This is a genomic window from Streptomyces xingningensis (assembly GCF_054957865.1).
The window spans coordinates 1-16,050 of record NZ_JBDJPF010000095.1 but is presented as its reverse complement, the minus strand read 5'-3'; the positions used below and the strand labels follow the sequence as shown (position 1 = coordinate 16,050).

The following is a 16,050-nucleotide window of genomic DNA, read 5'->3' as shown; positions in this document are numbered from 1 at the left end:
GAACCGTCAGCTTCCCCTTCGCCCGCTGCGCCTGGGTAGCCCGCTCACCGGGACCGTCGAGCACCCGCCGCTTCAGTTCGGCGAGTTCGGCCAGCCTGCCCTGCATGCTGGTGTCGGTGGTGGTCATGTCGCTGCCTCTTTCCGGACAGCCCGAAAACCCCGGCGCTGGATGCGCACCGGGGTTTTCGAGGAGATATGGGGGAGATAGGGGGGAGTTGGGGGGTGCTGCCGGGAAGCCGTCAGCCGGCCGGCTGCCAGGAGGAGAGGATTCCGGCCGCGACGGCCTCCTTCAGCCGGGGGGCGCCCGCGTCCTTGTCGGAGATCAGCGGCGGCTCGGTGAAGTCCCAGGGGAGGTCGAGGTCCGGGTCCAGGGGGTCGATGTCTATCTGGGTGCCGGGGACATAGCTGCTGGAGACCACGTAGCAGATGCAGGTGTCCTCGGCCAGGGTGAGGAAACCGTGCCCCACGCCCTCCGGCACATAGACCGAGCGTCCCGAGGCGGCGTCGAGGACATTGGTCTCGTACTGCCCGAACGTCGGTGAGCCGATGCGCAGGTCGACCAGGATGTCCCGCAGTTCGCCGCGCACACAGGTCACCAGCTTCGCCTGGCCGGGCGGGATGGCGACGCTGTGCAGGCCGCGCAGGGTGTTCCTGCGGGAGACCGAGTAGTTGATCTGGGCGGGGACGAAGTCGATGCCCGCGACCCGCTTCAACTCGTCCGAGCGCATGGCCTCATAGAAGTTTCCGCGCTCGTCCGGGATGAGGTCCGGGGTGACGACAAAGGCTCCGGGGATACCCGTTTCGGTGATGTGCATGGGGAGTCCTCACTCATCGTGCGAGTGTTCAGGCCATGGCCGAGGGCTGACCGGTTTGGGTCTCCTCGCCGATGGCGGGGTCGGCGGCGGCCAGGGGCTGGGCCCGGCGGGTCGCCTTGAGGAACCAGGAGGTGATCAGGCCGAGGACGCCGACCGCCGAGGCGTAGAGGAACACCTGGTGGATGCCGCCGGCGACGGCGTGTTCATAGGCGGAACGGACCGTGGCGGGCAGCTTCTCGAGGCTCGCCGCGTCGATGCGCGCGCCCCCGCCGCTCACCACCTTGCCGCCCGCCTCGCCGAGCCGGTCCACCATCACCTGGTGCACCTGGTGGGAGAAGACGGCACCGGCCACCGCGACACCCAGCGAGCCGCCGAGGGTGCGGGCCAGGGTGATGGTCGAGGAGGCGACGCCCAGGTCCTTGAGCTCCACGCTCTCCATGCCGACCTGGATGGTGTTCTGCATCAGCAGGCCCACGCCCAGGCCGAGCACGGCCATGTAGCAGCCGGTTTCCACCCGGCCGGTGCCGACGTCCATCCTGGTCATCAGCAGGACGCCGGCGACCAGCAGCGCCGAGCCGGTGATCAGGGCAAGCCGGAACTTGGCGTGCTTGGTGATGAATTGGCCCGAGGTCATGTTCACTCCGACGATGCCGAGCACCATCGGGAGCATCAGCAGACCGGAGTTGGTGGCGGAGGCGCCCTGGACGGTCTGCTGGAACAGCGGCAGGAAGGTCATCGCGCCGACCATCACAAAGCCGAGCAGAAAGCCCACCGTGGTGACCAGGGAGAAGTTGCGGTCGCGGAAGACATGCGGCGGCAGCATCGGCTCGGCCGCCCGGCGCTCCACAAGGAGGAAGGCGACGGTGGCGGCGACGAAGACCACGCCGAGCCCGATGATGATCACCGAGTTCCAGGCGCACTCGGTGCCGCCCCAGGTGGACAGCAGCACCAGTGCGCTGATGGCGGCGGTCAGCAGCACGGCGCCCGCGTAGTCGATCCGGGCCTGGGAGCGCTGCTTGGGCAGGTGCAGCCAGGAGACCAGCATGACGAAGGCGAGGGCGCCGAGCGGCAGGTTGACATAGAAGCACCAGCGCCAGCCGAGGTGGTCGGTGATCAGGCCGCCCGCGACCGGGCCGCCGACCATGGCGACGCCCATCGCGCCGGAGATCATGGCCTGGTACTTGCCGCGCTCGGCCGGCGGGATCAGCACGGCGATCAGCGAGAGCGCGCCGACCATCAGGCCGCCGGCGCCCAGTCCCTGGAGCGCACGGAAGGCGATCAGCTGGCCCATCGACCGGGAGAGCCCGGAGGCCGCGGAGCCGACCAGGAAGATGGCGATGGACGAGAGGAACATCCCCTTGCGCCCGTACATGTCACCGAGCTTGCCCCAGATCGGGGTGGCCGCGGCGGTGGCGAGCATATAGGCCGAGGAGACCCAGGAGAGGTGGTTGAGCCCGCCGAACTCACTGACGATCGTCGGCATGGCGGAGCCCAGGATCAGGTTGTCGAGGGACGCCAGCAGCATGGCGATGGTCACCGCACCGACGACGGCATAGGTACTGCGCGGCGTCGGCGCCGCCGAAGGCGCCTGGGCCACGGTGGATTCCTGCGACATGATCTCTCCCCATGAGGTATGTGGGAGCCCCGGCAGACGAACCGCATCACTTACTTGCCGACGGGCTAGTTAATACACGAGGAAGATATGGGCTAACTAGCCGGGCGTCAAGTAGGCTTGGGTTGGCCGGGGAGCGCTGGATCCACCACGGCAGGACGGAACAAAGGAGCACCACCACATGGGCAACACCCCCCACCCGCGCAGGAGCGACACCCGCGAGCGCATCCAGAGCACGGCCCTGGACCTCTTCGTCCGCCACGGCTATGAGAAGACCTCGCTGCGCGAGATCGCCGAGGAGCTCGACGTCACCAAGGCCGCGCTGTACTACCACTTCAAGACGAAGGAAGACATCCTCGGCGCCATCTCCGACGAGATCGGCAGGCCGGTGGACGAACTCATCGCCTGGGGGGAGGAACGGCCGGCCACCCTGAAGACCAAGCGCGAACTGCTGCGCCGCTACAGCGAGACCCTCAGGGAGGCGGCACCGATCTACCACATCCTCCATGAGAACCAGGCCTCGCTCGGCTCGCTGGACATCGGTGAGAAGCTCCGCGACCGGGTGGTCCGCCTCTCCCGGCTGATCCACGCGGGCGGCGGGCCGCTGCGCACCCACGTCCGCTACTCCACCGCCGTACTCACCGTCCACTTCGGCGCGTTGACCATGGACGCCATTCCGGGTGACCCCGAGGAGCGGCGGCTGGCCACCCTCGAGGTCGCCCTGGAGATCCTGGAGTCAGCCGTCGAGAAGACCGGCTGACTCCCGGACCGCGCCGAGCAGCGCGGCCTGTGCCCGGGAGTCCTGGTACCGGAAGACGCCCTCGCGGACGGACCGGGCGAAGGCGGCCAGGGCGCCCGCCACCTGGTCGTCCGGCTCCAGGGGCAGTTCCTCGGTGCCCGTCCGGGTCTCGATCCGCACCAGCGGGCGGTGGTCGGCGGGCGGGGAGAAGACCCGGTCGAGGGTGATCCGGCCCTTGCTGCCGTGCAGTTCATAGCTGTTGCGGTAGCCGTGGTCCATGCCGAAGGTGAGCTGTGCGGTGACGCCGCCGGGGGTGCGCAGCAAGGCCGCTCCGGCGGTGTCCACCTCACGCCCGGCGCCGGTGGTGAGCTGGGCGCCGAGCACCTGCAGCCCGTCGCCCAGCAGGTGCAGGGCGGCCCGCAGGGGGTAGACGCCCACATCCCACAGGGCGCCGCCGCCGAGCTCGCGGCGGTGGCGGATGTCGTCGTCGGCAAAGGCGGGGACGGTGAAGGCGGCCTGGAAGGCGCGCAGTTCACCGATGGCCCCGCCGTCCACCAGCCGCTGCACGGCGGTGTGCTGGGAGTGATGGACGAACAGCACGTTCTCCATCAGCGCCAGGCCGCGCTCCCGGGCGAGCTCCAGGAGCCGCTCGGTACGGGCGAGGTCGTCGGTGAGCGGCTTCTCGGCCAGTACATGCTTGCCGGCCAGCAGCGCCTTCTCCACCCACTCCGCGTGCAGGGCCAGTGGCAGTGGCACATACACCGCGTCGATGTCCTCGCGTTCGAGGAGCCCGGCGTAGCCGGGCACGGGGTCGGCGCCATAAGGGGCGGCGGTCTCCCGGGCCTTGGCCAGGTCGCGGCTGGCGACGGCCCGTACCTCGGTGTGCGGTCCGGCGGCCATGGCGGGGAGCATCCGGCGGCGGGCGATCTCGGCGCAGCCGAGGACGCCGAAGCGCAGGGGGGCGGTCATCGGCCGTGCACCGCCGTGGCGTTGAGGCAAGCGAGCAGGGTGCGGGCCTGGACATTGACGTAGTGGCCATGGCGGACGAGCGTGGTGAGCTGGCCGGGGGTGACCCAGGCATAGCCCTCGGGCGCCTCGGCGGGGACGTCGCCCTCGTCGGCTTCCTCGGCCTCGACGAGCAGATAGCGGCTCTCGGCGTTGAGGAACCGGCCGCCCTCCTCGGAGTGCACGGCCTCGTAGCGGATCCTGGCGGGGTCGGCGCCCAGCACGAAGTCCAGGAAGGGCGGGCGGTCCGCCGCATCCAGCAGGGCGTAGTTGCCGGGGGTGTACTGGACGGTGGGGCCGAGCTCCACGGTGTCCAGGAAGCCGCCCTCCACCCGCGCCTGCGCCAGCACATGCGGGACTCCGCCGAAGGTGCGGGTGACAAAGGCCGTCACCCCCAGCCCGACCGGCTCGAAGAGCGGCTGGGTCCAGCGGGTGACCTCCCGGTTTCCGGCCTGCACGGAGACGGCGACCACCCGGAAGAAGCGGCCCTCGTCGTGCTCGATGGTGGTGTCGTCGCGCTTCCAGTCCCGGACGTCCCGCAGCGGGATGCGCTCGGCGCGCACCTCGTGCCGGGAGCGTTCGGCGGTGAACCAGGACCGCAGCTCGGTGTCCGAGTGCACCGCCTCCGGGTGGGCACCGCCGAAGGGGATGCAGGACAGGACGGTGCGCGAGTCCATGTTGACCACATTGTCCTGGAGCAGGAGTTCACCGATCTGGCCGAGGGTGAGCCAGCAGAAGTCGTCGAGCAGTTCGACCTCGCCGACGGCCTCGACGACCATGTTGCGGTTGGACTTGTGGTAGAACCATGAGCCGTGTTCGGACTGGAGCACATCGGCCAGCACCCGGCCCCGGCCGGGCTGGGTGAAGTACTCGATGTACTTCACATCGGCGCCCCGGTGGACCTTGGTGTAGTTGCTGCGGGTGGCCTGGACGGTCGGCGAGAGCTGCAGCAGCTTGCGGTTGCCCGGCTCCATCTTGGCCTGCATCAGGAAGTGCAGGACACCGTCGAACTCCTTGGCCAGGATGCCGAGGATGCCCACCTCGGGCTGCTTGATGATGGGCTGCTCCCACTCCGGGAAGGGCGCCGGGCCACCGCTGACCCGCAGGCCCTCCACGGTGAAGAACCGCCCGCTGCGGTGCACCAGATTGCCGGTGCGCTCCTCGAACGACCAGCCGTCCAGCGCGGCGAACGGAATCCGGTCCACCCGGAAGGTGTTGGCGCGCCCGCGCCCGGCGAGCCACTCGGTGAACTCCTCGGTGCGCAGCAGCGCGCCCCGGGTGGTGGCCGCGGACCTGGCTATGCGGTCGGCGAGCCGGTCGTCCGCACGCTGCCGGAGCGGGGTCCCGGCGGCGCGCGGCTCGGCACGGTTGGACAACATGCGCTGACTCCCTGGGGTCTGGTTCGGTACGGTGCGCCGGCTGCCGTAGCCGGTCAACGGCGGTGCCGGGCGGTGCGGTTCTCCAGCACGGGCACCAGGTCATTGGGGCCGGGGGTGGCCGTGCTCTCGGCGTGGAGCTTGGCGGCGCCGTCCTGGAAGGAGGGTTCGGTGAGGATCCGGACCAGACTGTCACGGAGCGCCGCGGCGGTGAAGGAGGCGCTGTCCAGCACCAGTCCGGCGCCGTTGGCGGCCACATAGCGGGCGGTGGTGAGTTCGCTCCACATCGGCATGGGGGTGATCAGCTGGGGCACCCGGGAGGCCACCGATGCGGCGAAGGTGCCGCCGCCGCCGTGGTGGATGACCGCGGAGCAGGTGGGCAGCAGCAGGTTGAGCGGGATGTAGTCGACCAGCCGGACGTTCTCCGGGACGGTGCCCAGGGCGGCCCGCTCGGCGGCGCCCACGGTGGCGACCAGCTCCACGTCCAGCCCGGCGACCGCCTCGACGACCTCGGGGAAGGAGACTCCGCTGCGCCGGAACAGCTGCCGGCCCCGGCCGCCGATGCCGAGGGTCAGCGCCACCCGGGGCCGCTCGGGCCGCTCGTGGGCCCAGTCGGGCGCCACGGACGAGCCGTTGAAGGGGATCCGGCGGATGGGCTCGTAGTGCAGGCCGGTGGGGAGCCGCAGGCCGGGGGGCATCGGGTCGATGCTCCACTGGCCGAGCAGCATCTCCTCCTCGTACTCCAGGTCGTACTCCTTGGCCATGCCTTCGATCATGGCGAGCATGGGGTCCTCGCCCGGGGCGTAGTGGGTGCGGGCGCGCTCGCGCAGCAGGGCGATGTTGTCCTGGCCCCACAGGAAGCGGGCGTGGGCGGCGCCGGTGACCCGGGCGGCCACGCCGGCCACCGTGCAGAAGGGGTCCCACAGGACGAGGTCGGGCTGCCAGCGGCGGCAGAAGCCGACCAGGTCGGGGAGGAGGGAGCGGAAGATCGCCGAGACCCCGCGCATCCTGAGCCACTGCTCCTCGAAGCGGGCTTCGTCGTCGGCGGTGGTGTCGACGGACATCAGGTCGTCGAGGTCCTGGAGCTTCTCGACATCGTTGTTGAGCTCGATGGCCTTGGCGAAGTGCTCGCCCGCGCCCATCGGCACCGCGGTGAGCCCGGCCTCGGTGACCAGGTCCGTCGCCTCGGGGTGGACGAGGACGCGGACCTGGTGGCCCGCGTTCTGCAGGGCCCACGCGAGGGGCGCGATGGGGTGCATGTGGGCCGCCCCGGGAAAGATGGTGAACAGTACGCGCATGGGTGTGGGTCCAATCAGGTTGCGGACGCGGGGTGTTCAGACCTCGGCCGATACGCCGTCGGCGAGGAAGGTGTCGATGACCCGGCGGTAGTAGCCGGGGCCGAAGGCCGCGGCGACGTCCGGCACCAGGTCGCGCAGCTTGTCGATGGAGATCACATGGTGGCTGCCCGCGTCCCGGTACTCGCGGCGGGCTCCGGTGCCCAGGCCCTGCTCGAGCCGGTCGACGATCAGCTCCACCGGGACGGCCTCGCCGGAGGCCACATTGACGGTCTCGCCGCGCAGCCCCTTGGTCAGCAGCCGGTCGATGACGGCGACCACATCGTCGACATGGACCAGGTCGCGCACCGCGCCCCGGTGGATCCACACCGAGCCCTCGCGGAGCTGCCGCACCAGCGTGGGCAGCAGCTGGTGCGGCGGCTGCCCGGGGCCGACCAGATGGCCCAGCCGCAGGATCAGGAACTCGGCTCCGGACGCCCGCAGTTGCTCCTCCAGGGCGAGCTTGTGGGCGCCGTACGGGGTGCAGGGGGTGACCGGTTCGTCCTCCCGGCCGGGGCCCTCGCAGGCCCCGTACATTCCGGTGGAGGCGGTGGAGAAGAACAGCAGTGCCCGGCCGGTGGCCCGGCAGCGCTCCGCCACGTCCCGCAGCAGGTCGGCCTCGCGCCGGAAGTCGGCCTCCGAGGTGCCGACCGCCCAGGACACCCCGGCCGCCAGCACCACGACATCGGGGTGCCGGTGCGCGAGGGGTTCGAGGTTCCGCGCGATAAACCCTTTTCCTATGATTTCCATTGGAGGGTCCCCCAGTTCGGGAAGAGGTCGCGCATCACTTGCCGGCCACGAATTCCTTGACCGAGTCGACGACGTAGTCGAGCATCTGGTCGGTCAGGGCGGGGTAGACGCCGACCCAGAAGGTCTGGTCGGTGATGATGTCGCTGTTGGTGAGGTCGCCGACGATCCGGTGCGGCTGGTCGATATAGGCGGGGTGCCGGGTGAGGTTGCCCGCGAACAGCCGCCGGGTGCCGATCTTGCGGCCCTCCAGGAAGTCCACCAGCTCGGCCCGGGAGTAGGGCGCGTCGGGCCGGACGGTGAGGGCGAAGCCGAACCAGCTGGGGTCGGACTTGGCGGTGGCCTCGGGCAGCAGCAGGCCGGGGACGCCGTCCAGGCCGTCGCGCAGCCGGCGCCAGTTGCGGCGGCGGGCGTCGATGAAGGAGTCCAGCTTGGCCAGCTGGGTCAGGCCCAGGGCGGCCTGGATGTCGGTGGCCTTCAGGTTGTAACCGACGTGCGAGAAGATGTACTTGTGGTCGTAGCCCTCGGGCAGGGTGCCCATCTGGTACTTGAACCGCTTGAGGCACTTGTCGTTCTCGCCCGGCTCACACCAGCAGTCCCGGCCCCAGTCGCGCAGCGACTCCACGATCCGGGCCAGCGCCAGGTTGGAGGTCAGCACACAGCCGCCCTCGCCCATCGTCAGATGGTGGGCCGGGTAGAAGCTGACCGTGGTCAGGTCGCCGAAGGTGCCGGTGAGCTGCCCGTCGTAGGTCGAGCCGACCGCGTCACAGTTGTCCTCGATGAGGAACAGTTCGTGTTCCACGGCCAGTTGGGCGATCTCCGCGACCTCGAACGGGTTGCCCAGGGCGTGCGCGATGATGATCGCCCGGGTCTTGGGGCCGATGGCCGCCGCGACCCGCTCCGCCGTGGCGTTGTAGGTGCCCAGCTCGACGTCGACGAAGACCGGCACCAGGCCGTTCTGCAGGATCGGGTTGACCGTGGTGGGGAAGCCCGCCGCCACGGTGATCACCTCGTCGCCGGGCCGCAGCCGCCGGTCCTCCAGCACATGGGAGGTCAGCGCCGAGACGGCCAGCAGGTTGGCGGAGGAACCGGAGTTGGTCAGATGGGCCTTGCGCCGCTTGAGCCGGCGCGCGAACTGCGACTCGAACTTGCGTGAGCTGCGCCCGGCGGCGATCCGCATCTCCAGGGCGGCCTCCACCAGCGCCACCCGGTCCTCCTCCTCCAGCACGGCGCCGGACGGCCAGATCTCGGTGGTGCCCGGTACGAATCCGCCGTCGGCCTGATCCTCCTGGTGGTACTTGCGCACCGCGTCCAGGACGAGCTCTTTCTGCTCGCTCATCTCGCGTTTCCTTCCTCAAACCAGTTGTGTGTCGGTGGGCTCGGCCGTGGACTTCGCCGCCGCGAGCAGGCTCCGCAACGACTCCTGGAGGTCATGGCGCGGCTCCCAGCCGAGCAGCCGCCGGGCCTTGGCGATGTCCAGCCGCTGCCACTCGACGTCGGCGCGGCCGCCCGGGGCGTCCTGTTCGACGATGCTCACCGGGCGCCCGGTGAGCGCCGCCAGCCGGTCGATCAGCTCCCGGACCGGCACGGCCTCGCCCCGGCCCACGTTGATCACCTGGCCGCGGACGGTGTCCTCGGGGGCCGCCGCGGCGGCCAGTACGGCCGCGGCCACATCCCGTACGTCCACGAAGTCCCGCCGGGCCCGCAGCGGGCCGAACCGCAACTCCTCGGCGCCGTCGGCGAGTTGTGCACCGACCTTGCCCAGCAGGCTGCCGTGCGGGGCGCCCGCGCCGCAGACATTGGCGACGCGCAGCACCACTCCGTTGAGCCCCACGGTGCGGGCGGCCCGCAACACGGCCTCGGAGGCCTGCAGTTTGGCCTGTCCATAGGGGGTGACGGGGGCGGGTTCCCACTCCTCGTCGGTGGCGGCGCCGAGCGCCCCCGGCCCGTACTCATGGACGCTGCCCAGCTGGATCAGCCGGGGCCGGCCCGGCAGCGGGACGAGCGCGGCCACCAGGCGGTCCACCAGGTCGGCGTTGAGCAGGCGCATCCGCTCCTCGGTCACGCCCCACACCGCACCCGCCGCGTTGACCACCGTGTGAGCGCCGAACCCGGCGCACAGCCCGGCGAGTTCGCCGGGCGTGGCGGTGGCCAGGTCCAGCGCATGGCCGCCCGCCCCGCCGCCGCGGCGCGAGACGCTCAGCGTCGTCGCGCCGGCGGCGGCGAAGGCGCCCAGCAGTTCCCGGCCGAGGAAGCCGGTGCCCCCGAGCAGCACCACCCGCTCAGGCATGGGCACCGTGCTTGACAGCCTTCCACCAGCCCGGGTTGTCCCGGTACCAGGCGACGGTGTCGGCCAGGCCCTGCTCGAAGGAGGTCTGCGGGGCATAGCCCAGCTCCTCGCGGATCTTGGTCTCCTCGATGGAGTAGCGCAGATCGTGGCCCTTGCGGTCGGCGACCCTGACGATCGCCGACTCATCGGCGCCGAGCAGTTCCAGCAGGGCGTGGGTGATCTGGACATTGGTGCGCTCGTTGCCGCCGCCGATGTTGTAGACCTCGCCGGCCCGGCCCTTGGTCAGCACCAGGTGGATGCCCCGGCAGTGGTCGTCCACGTGCAGCCACTCGCGGATGTTGCGCCCGTCGCCGTACAGCGGCACCTGCCTGCCCTCGAGCAGGTTGGTGATGAACAGCGGGATCAGCTTCTCGGGGTGCTGGTAGGGCCCGTAGTTGTTGGAGCAGCGGGTGATGGACAGGTCCAGGCCGTGGGTCTTCCAGTAGGAGCGCGCCACCAGGTCCGACCCGGCCTTGGAAGCCGCGTACGGGGTGTTGGGCATCAGCGGCCAGTCCTCGGTCCAGGAGCCCTCGGCGATCGAGCCGTAGACCTCGTCGGTGGACACATGCACCACCCGCTGGACGCCGGTGCGCAGGGCCGCCTCAAGGACGTTCTGGGTGCCGCCGACATTGGTGCGGACGAACTCGGCCGCGGCCTCGATGGAGCGGTCGACATGGGACTCGGCGGCGAAGTGCACCACCGCGTCATGGCCGGGCAGCAGGTCGAGCAGCAGCGGCAGATCGCAGATGTCGCCCTGGACGAAGGTCAGCCCGGGGTGCTGCTCCGGGAGGTTGGCCCGGTTGCCCGCGTAGGTGAGCTTGTCGAGGACGGTGACCTCGGCGTGCTCCGCGCCGGGGTAGCCGCCCGCCAGCAGGGTGCGCACATAGTGCGAGCCGATGAACCCGGCGGCGCCGGTGACGAGGATCTTCATGCCGCAACCTCCACGCGGGTGTGGTCACCGACGACGAGCCGGTGCTGGGCGGCGCCGGTGTCTCCGGCGCCGACGGTGGCCGAGCGGCCGATGAGCGAGCCGTGCAGGCCGCGTACGTCGCTGACGGCCGCGCCGTCGAGGGTGATGGAGTAGCTGATCCCGGCCCGGCGCAGTACGTTGTCACGCCCGATCGCGGTGTGCGGGCCGATGTGGCTGTCCTCGACGACGGTGCCGGCGCCGATCACGGCCGGGCCCTCGATCCGGGAGTTGACGATCCGGGCGCCCGCCTCGACGACCACCGCTCCGGTGAGCACGCTGTCCGCGTCCACCTCACCGGCGATGTCCGGACGGAGGTCGTCCAGGAGCCTGCGGTTGCACTCCAGGACGTCCTCGACCCGGCCGGTGTCCTTCCAATAACCGTCGTACTCCCGGGCCCGGACGTCGGCGCCCTGGGTGACCAGCCACTGGATGGCGTCGGTGATCTCCAGCTCGCCGCGGGCACTGGGCTCGATGGAGTCGACCGCCTGGTGGATGGCCGGGGTGAAGAAGTAGACGCCGATCAGGGCCAGGTCGCTGCGCGGCTCCTTGGGCTTCTCCACCAGCCGCAGCACCTCGCCGTCCGGGCCGAGTTCGGCCACTCCGAAGGCGGTGGGGTCGGTCACCTTGTGGACCACGACCTGGGCGGCCGGGCGTTCGGCGCGGAACTCGGCGGCGATGTCGGCCACGCCCTCGGGGAGCATGTTGTCGCCGAGGTACATGACGAAGTCGTCGTCGCCGAGGAAGTCCCGGGCGATGGCCACGGTGTGCGCCAGGCCGCGCGGGGCGTCCTGCGGAATAAAGGTGACCTTCACCCCGAACCGGGAGCCGTCGCCGATGACCGGGGCGATCTCATCGATGCGGTCGCCGACGATGATGCCGATCTCGGTCACCCCGAGGTCCCGGATGTTCTCCAGGACGTGCTCGAGCACCGGCTTGTTGGCGATCGGTATCAGCTGCTTGGGCATGGAGTAGCTGAAGGGGCGCAGACGGGTTCCCGACCCGCCCGACAACACCAGGGCTTTCATGACAGGGCCTCTCTCTGGGGAATCGGTTGCCAGGGGAAATCGGTTGGCAGTCAGGCGAGTTGTTCGAGATCGGCGACGACCCGGGCCGGTGAGGGCATCCGGTCCGCCTCGTCGCGCAGTTGGGCGGCCGCCTTGGCGTAGCGCTCCTCGCCGGTCAGCCGGTCGAGCAGGCTCCGCAGCCTGGGCACCGAGGTCTGCAGGAAGGGCTCGGCGAGCTGGAGCGCCGCCCCGGAGGCGGCGAGCTGGTCGGCGTGCCAGAACTGGTCGGACATCTGCGGCAGGACGAGCTGCGGCAGGCCGGCCCGGATGGCGTTCATGCTGGTGCCCGCGCCACCGTGGTGGACCAGGGCGTCGCAGCGGTCGAGGAACAGCTGCAGCGGCACCGGGTCGATCAGGCGGACGTTGCCGGGCAGCGGGCCGAACGCCTCGCGCAGGTGCTCCGGAACGGTGGCGACCGCCTCGGTGTCCGGCAGCCCGTCGAAGGCCCGCAGCACGGCACGTACCAGTGGGATGCCGTCGAGCTCCAGGGTGCGGGTGCCCATCGACACGGCGACCCGCCGGACCTTCCGGCTGTCCGCCGGGCCGTCCTCGGTGACCCAGCCGGGCACCAGGCCGCCGCCGTTGGAGTGGACATAGCGGATGGGGGTGCCGGGGGTCGCCCAGGGGAGCTGGAGGGAGGGCGGGCAGGGGTCGAGGATCACATCGGGCTCGCGCAGCCCGGATATGCCGTGCTCCCGGGCGAGTTCGCCCATCATCGCGCGGGCCCGCGGGCGGCCGGCGGTGGAGATGGGGTCCACGCCCCAGCGGTGGTGCACCACCGGCACCCCGAGGATGTCGCCCAGCAGCAGCGAGGAGAACTCCAGCTGGTCGGAGACGATCAGATCCGGGCGGAATTCCCGCGCCGCGTCCAGGGCCAGTGGCAGCATCCGGGTGGCGTTGCGCCACCACACCACCGCGAAGGCCCCCATGTTCTCCTCCGCCGGGCGGGGGGTGAGCTCGGCGAACCGGCGGCCGGGGAACTCGGCGAAGCGTCCGCGCAGATAGTTGTCGACGTTGAAGCGCTCGCCCAGGGTCAGCCCGGTGAGCCCGTTCCCGGCGAGCCCGTCCGTCACATCCGGCTGGGCCGCGACCAGCGTCTCGTGGCCGGCCGCGCGGAACGCCCACACCAGGGGAATCAGCGGGGTGAAGTGGGTGGCGACGGGGGTGGAGAGGAACAGTACGCGCATCACGCCTCCTTGGCGCGGGAGTTGAGGTGCACCAGCCGCTCGACGACGCCGGTGACCTCGGCGGGCGTCGGCAGCGAGGCGATCTCGCGCCGGATGGCACGGGCCCCCTCGCGGTAGCCGGGGTCGGTCAGCAGATCGCGGCAGGCCGCGGCGATGGCCTCGCCGGTGGCCTCGGCGGCCGCCAGCACCCGGCCCGCCTTGGCCCCGGTGACCCGGCGCGCGCCCGGCAGGAAGACCTGCGGCTTGGGCAGGATCAGCTGGGGGGTACCGGCGTTGAGCGCGGTGATGGTGGTGACCCCGCCGCCGTGGTGCACGATCAGGTCGCAGGTCGGCGCCACCACATCCAGCGGCACCCAGCCGATGCGCAGCTCCGGGAAGGTCTCGCGCAGCCCCGCGGCGATGGACTCCGGGGCGGCGACGACCAGTTCGACGTCCAGCGAGCCGATGTCGTGGGCCAGCTCGCGCAGGAAGCCCTCGCTGTTGGTCAGGGTGACCCGGCTGCCCGCGGTGACACAGACCCGGCGGCGCTCCCCCCGGGTGTACATCCAGGGCTCCAGCGGCCGCTGTTCATTGCCGGGGATCCACCGCATCGGGTGGGCCCCGGCCGAGCTGGGCGGGCGCAGGCTGGGCGGGCAGACATCGACCAGCAGGTCGGGCCCGGGCAGCCGGGCCAGGCCCAACCGGGCGAGCTCGGGGGCGAGTTCGGTGTCGGCGTGCGGGTCGATCCCGGTGACGTCCATGCCGTCCCAGGTCTGCCGCACCTGGGGGATGCCGAGGTGGGCGGCGAGCAGCGGCGCCGCATAGGACATGGTGCCGCCGACCACCACATCCGGCCGCCAGTCGGCGGCCAGTGCCAGCAGGGCGTCCAGGCTCGCGGCGGCCAGCCGGGCGAACCAGCGGCCGGTGTGCTCCTGTTCCTGGTCGAAGCCCTGCGGCGGCGACAGCGGGTTTCCCGCGCGGTCGGTGCCGACCAGGCTCTCCAGGCTGCGGTCCGTCACCGGGACGCCGGGGATTCCGGCCCTGGCCACGGTCGGCATCATGTCCTCGGTCGAGGCCATGAAGACTTCGTGTCCGGCGTTGCGCAGGGCCTGCGCCAACGGCGCCAGGGCGAACACGGTGGCCGGTGCCGCACCGGCGATAAACAGGGCTTTCACGATTCTCCTTCGACAGGCGGGGGTTCCGGTACGGCAGGCTTTTGACCGGCGGGGCTCTGACCGGCGGGAATGTGATCGGCAGGGATGTGCCCGGCGGGGTCCGGCAGGGCCAGGGCCCGTACGGCCCGTGCGGTCCGTGCGGCTCCGTCGGCGCCCAGCACGGCAGCGGGCAACAGGCGTACGGCGGGCGGGGGTTGGGCCGGGCGCCGCACCGCGACGGCGGCGGCGGGGTCGGTGCCGGTTCCGTAGACGAGGCCGTCGAGGGTGAGGTCCAGGACCGTCCAGCCCGGTGGACGCCGCCCGGTCGCGTCCCCCAGGTAGTCGGCGGACGCGGGCCGGGTCAGCCCGGTGCCGAGGCCCTTGAGGTAGGCCTCCTTGCGCGTCCACAGCCGGGCGAACGCCCGCGGTCCGGCCTCCGGGGGCAGGGTGGTGAGCTCCGCCCGCTCGGCCGGGTGCAGGGCGGGGGCGCACAGGGTGACCGTCTCGGGGTCCGGTGCGGCCTGTACGTCCACCCCCACCGGGTCGGATGCCACCCCCATCAGGGCGAGTCCCCCGCCGTGGGTGAGCGAGAAGTGCAGTGGCGGGGGCGCTCCTTCCGGCGTACCGGCCAGCCGCGGCCTGCCGTGCGGCCCGCCGCAGCCGGGGCATGGCTCCCTGGTCAGCCGGATCCGCTCCGGGGTGGTCCGCAGGTACGCGGCGAGCAGCCGGCGCAGGGCGAGGTGGGAGGACACATAGAGCAACCGGTCGGCGGGGCGCCGGAAGGCGGCGGCCCGGCGGTTCTCCTCGGTGTCGAGTTCGGGTGAGGGGATCGACCGGAGGAGGGTTTCGGGAAGGGGCGGAGGGAGTAGCCATAGGTCGAGCACGGGTGCCCTCCGGGTTGTGAGGGTGGGGAGGCGCCCAGAGCGCGGGCCGGGGCGGAGCCCCGAGCGGGGCGCGAGGGCGCGGGCCCCGAACCGGGGCGCGGAGATCCGTCAGAAGCGCCCTAGGGGGTGTCAGCCCTCGCACCGGCGTCCGGGGGTCGAGCCCCGTCACACGGCGGAGCCGCATCGCGCCCGGCCACCACACCGCTGAGCCCGACCGCCAGCCCCGCCAGCCCGACGGCGGTCACCAGCACCAGCGCACCCCGATGCCCCAACGCCGCCACCGGCACCAGCACCGCGACCCCGCCCAACTGCACGGACGCCTGGTACACCGATCCGACCGCGGCCTGCCGCTCCCGCTCGACACCGCCCAGCGCCTGCATGTGCAGCGCGGAGAAGCCGAGCACAAAGCCGACCCCCACCAGCAGCACCGTCGGCAGCACATCCGCCGGATACGAATGCGGCGTACCGGCCCGCAGATAGAGCGCATAGCCGAGCGGCGGCGCGGCCGCGCCCAGGGCGATCAGCCGCGCCGGGCCGACCCGGGCGACCAGCCGTCCGGCGAACGGCGCGGCCACCGTCAGCAGCAGCGCCCCGGGCAGCAGGGCCAGCCCCGTGCGCAGCGGTGACCAGCCGGTGGTCCGCTGCAGCTGCAGGGTGGCCAGGAACAGGAAGCCCCAGTAGGAGCCGTTGAGCGCGGCGGCGCCCAACGCCGAGCGCAGCAGCGGGCGGTGGGCGAGGAGCCGGAGCCCGGGCCGGGGGCCTAGGGGGTGTCCGATGGGTCGGTGCGGGCCCTGCGGTGTCTGGTGATGGGGGCACCTCCCAGCGTTAGCTGGGGGAGGATCGCAAGGCGGAGCA

15 protein-coding genes are annotated in these 16,050 nt (G+C 71.6%); 1 reads left to right on the top strand and 14 read right to left on the bottom strand.

Going from position 1 to position 16,050, the window contains the following annotated elements:
* Positions 1–239: 239 nt before the first annotated feature.
* Positions 240–815, bottom strand: a complete 576-nt coding sequence (locus tag ABCR83_RS30670; RefSeq protein ID WP_462698515.1) for a dTDP-4-dehydrorhamnose 3,5-epimerase family protein — start codon at positions 813–815, stop codon at positions 240–242.
* A gap of 28 nt (positions 816–843) precedes the next feature.
* Positions 844–2,430 carry an MDR family MFS transporter gene (locus ABCR83_RS30665; RefSeq protein ID WP_462698514.1) on the bottom strand — a complete coding sequence of 529 codons (1,587 nt, stop codon included), beginning with the start codon at positions 2,428–2,430 and terminating at the stop codon, positions 844–846.
* A gap of 178 nt (positions 2,431–2,608) precedes the next feature.
* On the opposite strand from ABCR83_RS30665, the gene ABCR83_RS30660 reads away from it, so the two are divergent.
* Complete coding sequence (locus tag ABCR83_RS30660) at positions 2,609–3,187, top strand: TetR/AcrR family transcriptional regulator (RefSeq protein WP_462698513.1); 579 nt, start codon at positions 2,609–2,611, stop codon at positions 3,185–3,187.
* On the opposite strand, the gene ABCR83_RS30655 is transcribed toward ABCR83_RS30660, so the two are convergent.
* From ABCR83_RS30655 to ABCR83_RS30600, 12 genes are all read right to left on the bottom strand, one after another.
* The gene (locus ABCR83_RS30655; protein WP_462698512.1) at positions 3,164–4,135 is read right to left on the bottom strand and encodes a Gfo/Idh/MocA family protein; all 972 of its coding nucleotides are present in this window, start codon (positions 4,133–4,135) and stop codon (positions 3,164–3,166) included. The two genes, ABCR83_RS30660 and ABCR83_RS30655, sit on opposite strands and share 24 nt — an antisense overlap.
* Positions 4,132–5,550: an NDP-hexose 2,3-dehydratase family protein gene (locus ABCR83_RS30650; RefSeq protein ID WP_462698511.1), complete on the bottom strand. Its 1,419-nt coding sequence runs from the start codon at positions 5,548–5,550 to the stop codon at positions 4,132–4,134. The genes ABCR83_RS30655 and ABCR83_RS30650 overlap by 4 nt, the downstream gene beginning before the upstream one ends.
* A gap of 53 nt (positions 5,551–5,603) precedes the next feature.
* The gene (locus ABCR83_RS30645; RefSeq protein ID WP_462698510.1) at positions 5,604–6,845 is read right to left on the bottom strand and encodes a nucleotide disphospho-sugar-binding domain-containing protein; all 1,242 of its coding nucleotides are present in this window, start codon (positions 6,843–6,845) and stop codon (positions 5,604–5,606) included.
* Positions 6,846–6,881: 36 nt separating this feature from the next.
* A complete protein-coding gene (locus ABCR83_RS30640; RefSeq protein WP_462698509.1) occupies positions 6,882–7,631 on the bottom strand; it encodes an NAD-dependent epimerase/dehydratase family protein in 750 nt (249 codons plus the stop codon).
* Positions 7,632–7,665: 34 nt separating this feature from the next.
* Entirely contained in the window at positions 7,666–8,967 is a 1,302-nt protein-coding gene (gene rfbH, locus ABCR83_RS30635; protein ID WP_462698508.1) for a lipopolysaccharide biosynthesis protein RfbH, read from the bottom strand.
* Between the two features lie 15 nt (positions 8,968–8,982).
* The gene (locus ABCR83_RS30630) at positions 8,983–9,918 is read right to left on the bottom strand and encodes an NAD-dependent epimerase/dehydratase family protein (RefSeq protein WP_462698507.1); all 936 of its coding nucleotides are present in this window, start codon (positions 9,916–9,918) and stop codon (positions 8,983–8,985) included.
* Positions 9,911–10,888, bottom strand: coding sequence for a dTDP-glucose 4,6-dehydratase (gene rfbB, locus ABCR83_RS30625; protein ID WP_462698506.1), 978 nt, complete (start codon positions 10,886–10,888; stop codon positions 9,911–9,913). Before rfbB ends, ABCR83_RS30630 begins: the two co-directional genes overlap by 8 nt.
* Entirely contained in the window at positions 10,885–11,952 is a 1,068-nt protein-coding gene (locus ABCR83_RS30620; RefSeq protein WP_462698505.1) for a glucose-1-phosphate thymidylyltransferase, read from the bottom strand. The genes rfbB and ABCR83_RS30620 overlap by 4 nt, the downstream gene beginning before the upstream one ends.
* 50 nt (positions 11,953–12,002) lie before the next feature.
* On the bottom strand, positions 12,003–13,178 hold the full coding sequence (locus ABCR83_RS30615) for a nucleotide disphospho-sugar-binding domain-containing protein (protein WP_462698504.1): 1,176 nt from the start codon (positions 13,176–13,178) through the stop codon (positions 12,003–12,005).
* Entirely contained in the window at positions 13,178–14,332 is a 1,155-nt protein-coding gene (locus tag ABCR83_RS30610; protein ID WP_462698503.1) for a nucleotide disphospho-sugar-binding domain-containing protein, read from the bottom strand. Before ABCR83_RS30610 ends, ABCR83_RS30615 begins: the two co-directional genes overlap by 1 nt.
* Positions 14,329–15,195, bottom strand: coding sequence for a 4'-phosphopantetheinyl transferase family protein (locus tag ABCR83_RS30605; RefSeq protein WP_462698502.1), 867 nt, complete (start codon positions 15,193–15,195; stop codon positions 14,329–14,331). Before ABCR83_RS30605 ends, ABCR83_RS30610 begins: the two co-directional genes overlap by 4 nt.
* A gap of 119 nt (positions 15,196–15,314) precedes the next feature.
* Positions 15,315–15,971, bottom strand: coding sequence for an MFS transporter (locus ABCR83_RS30600; RefSeq protein ID WP_462698516.1), 657 nt, complete (start codon positions 15,969–15,971; stop codon positions 15,315–15,317).
* Between the last annotated feature and the right edge of the window lie 79 nt (positions 15,972–16,050).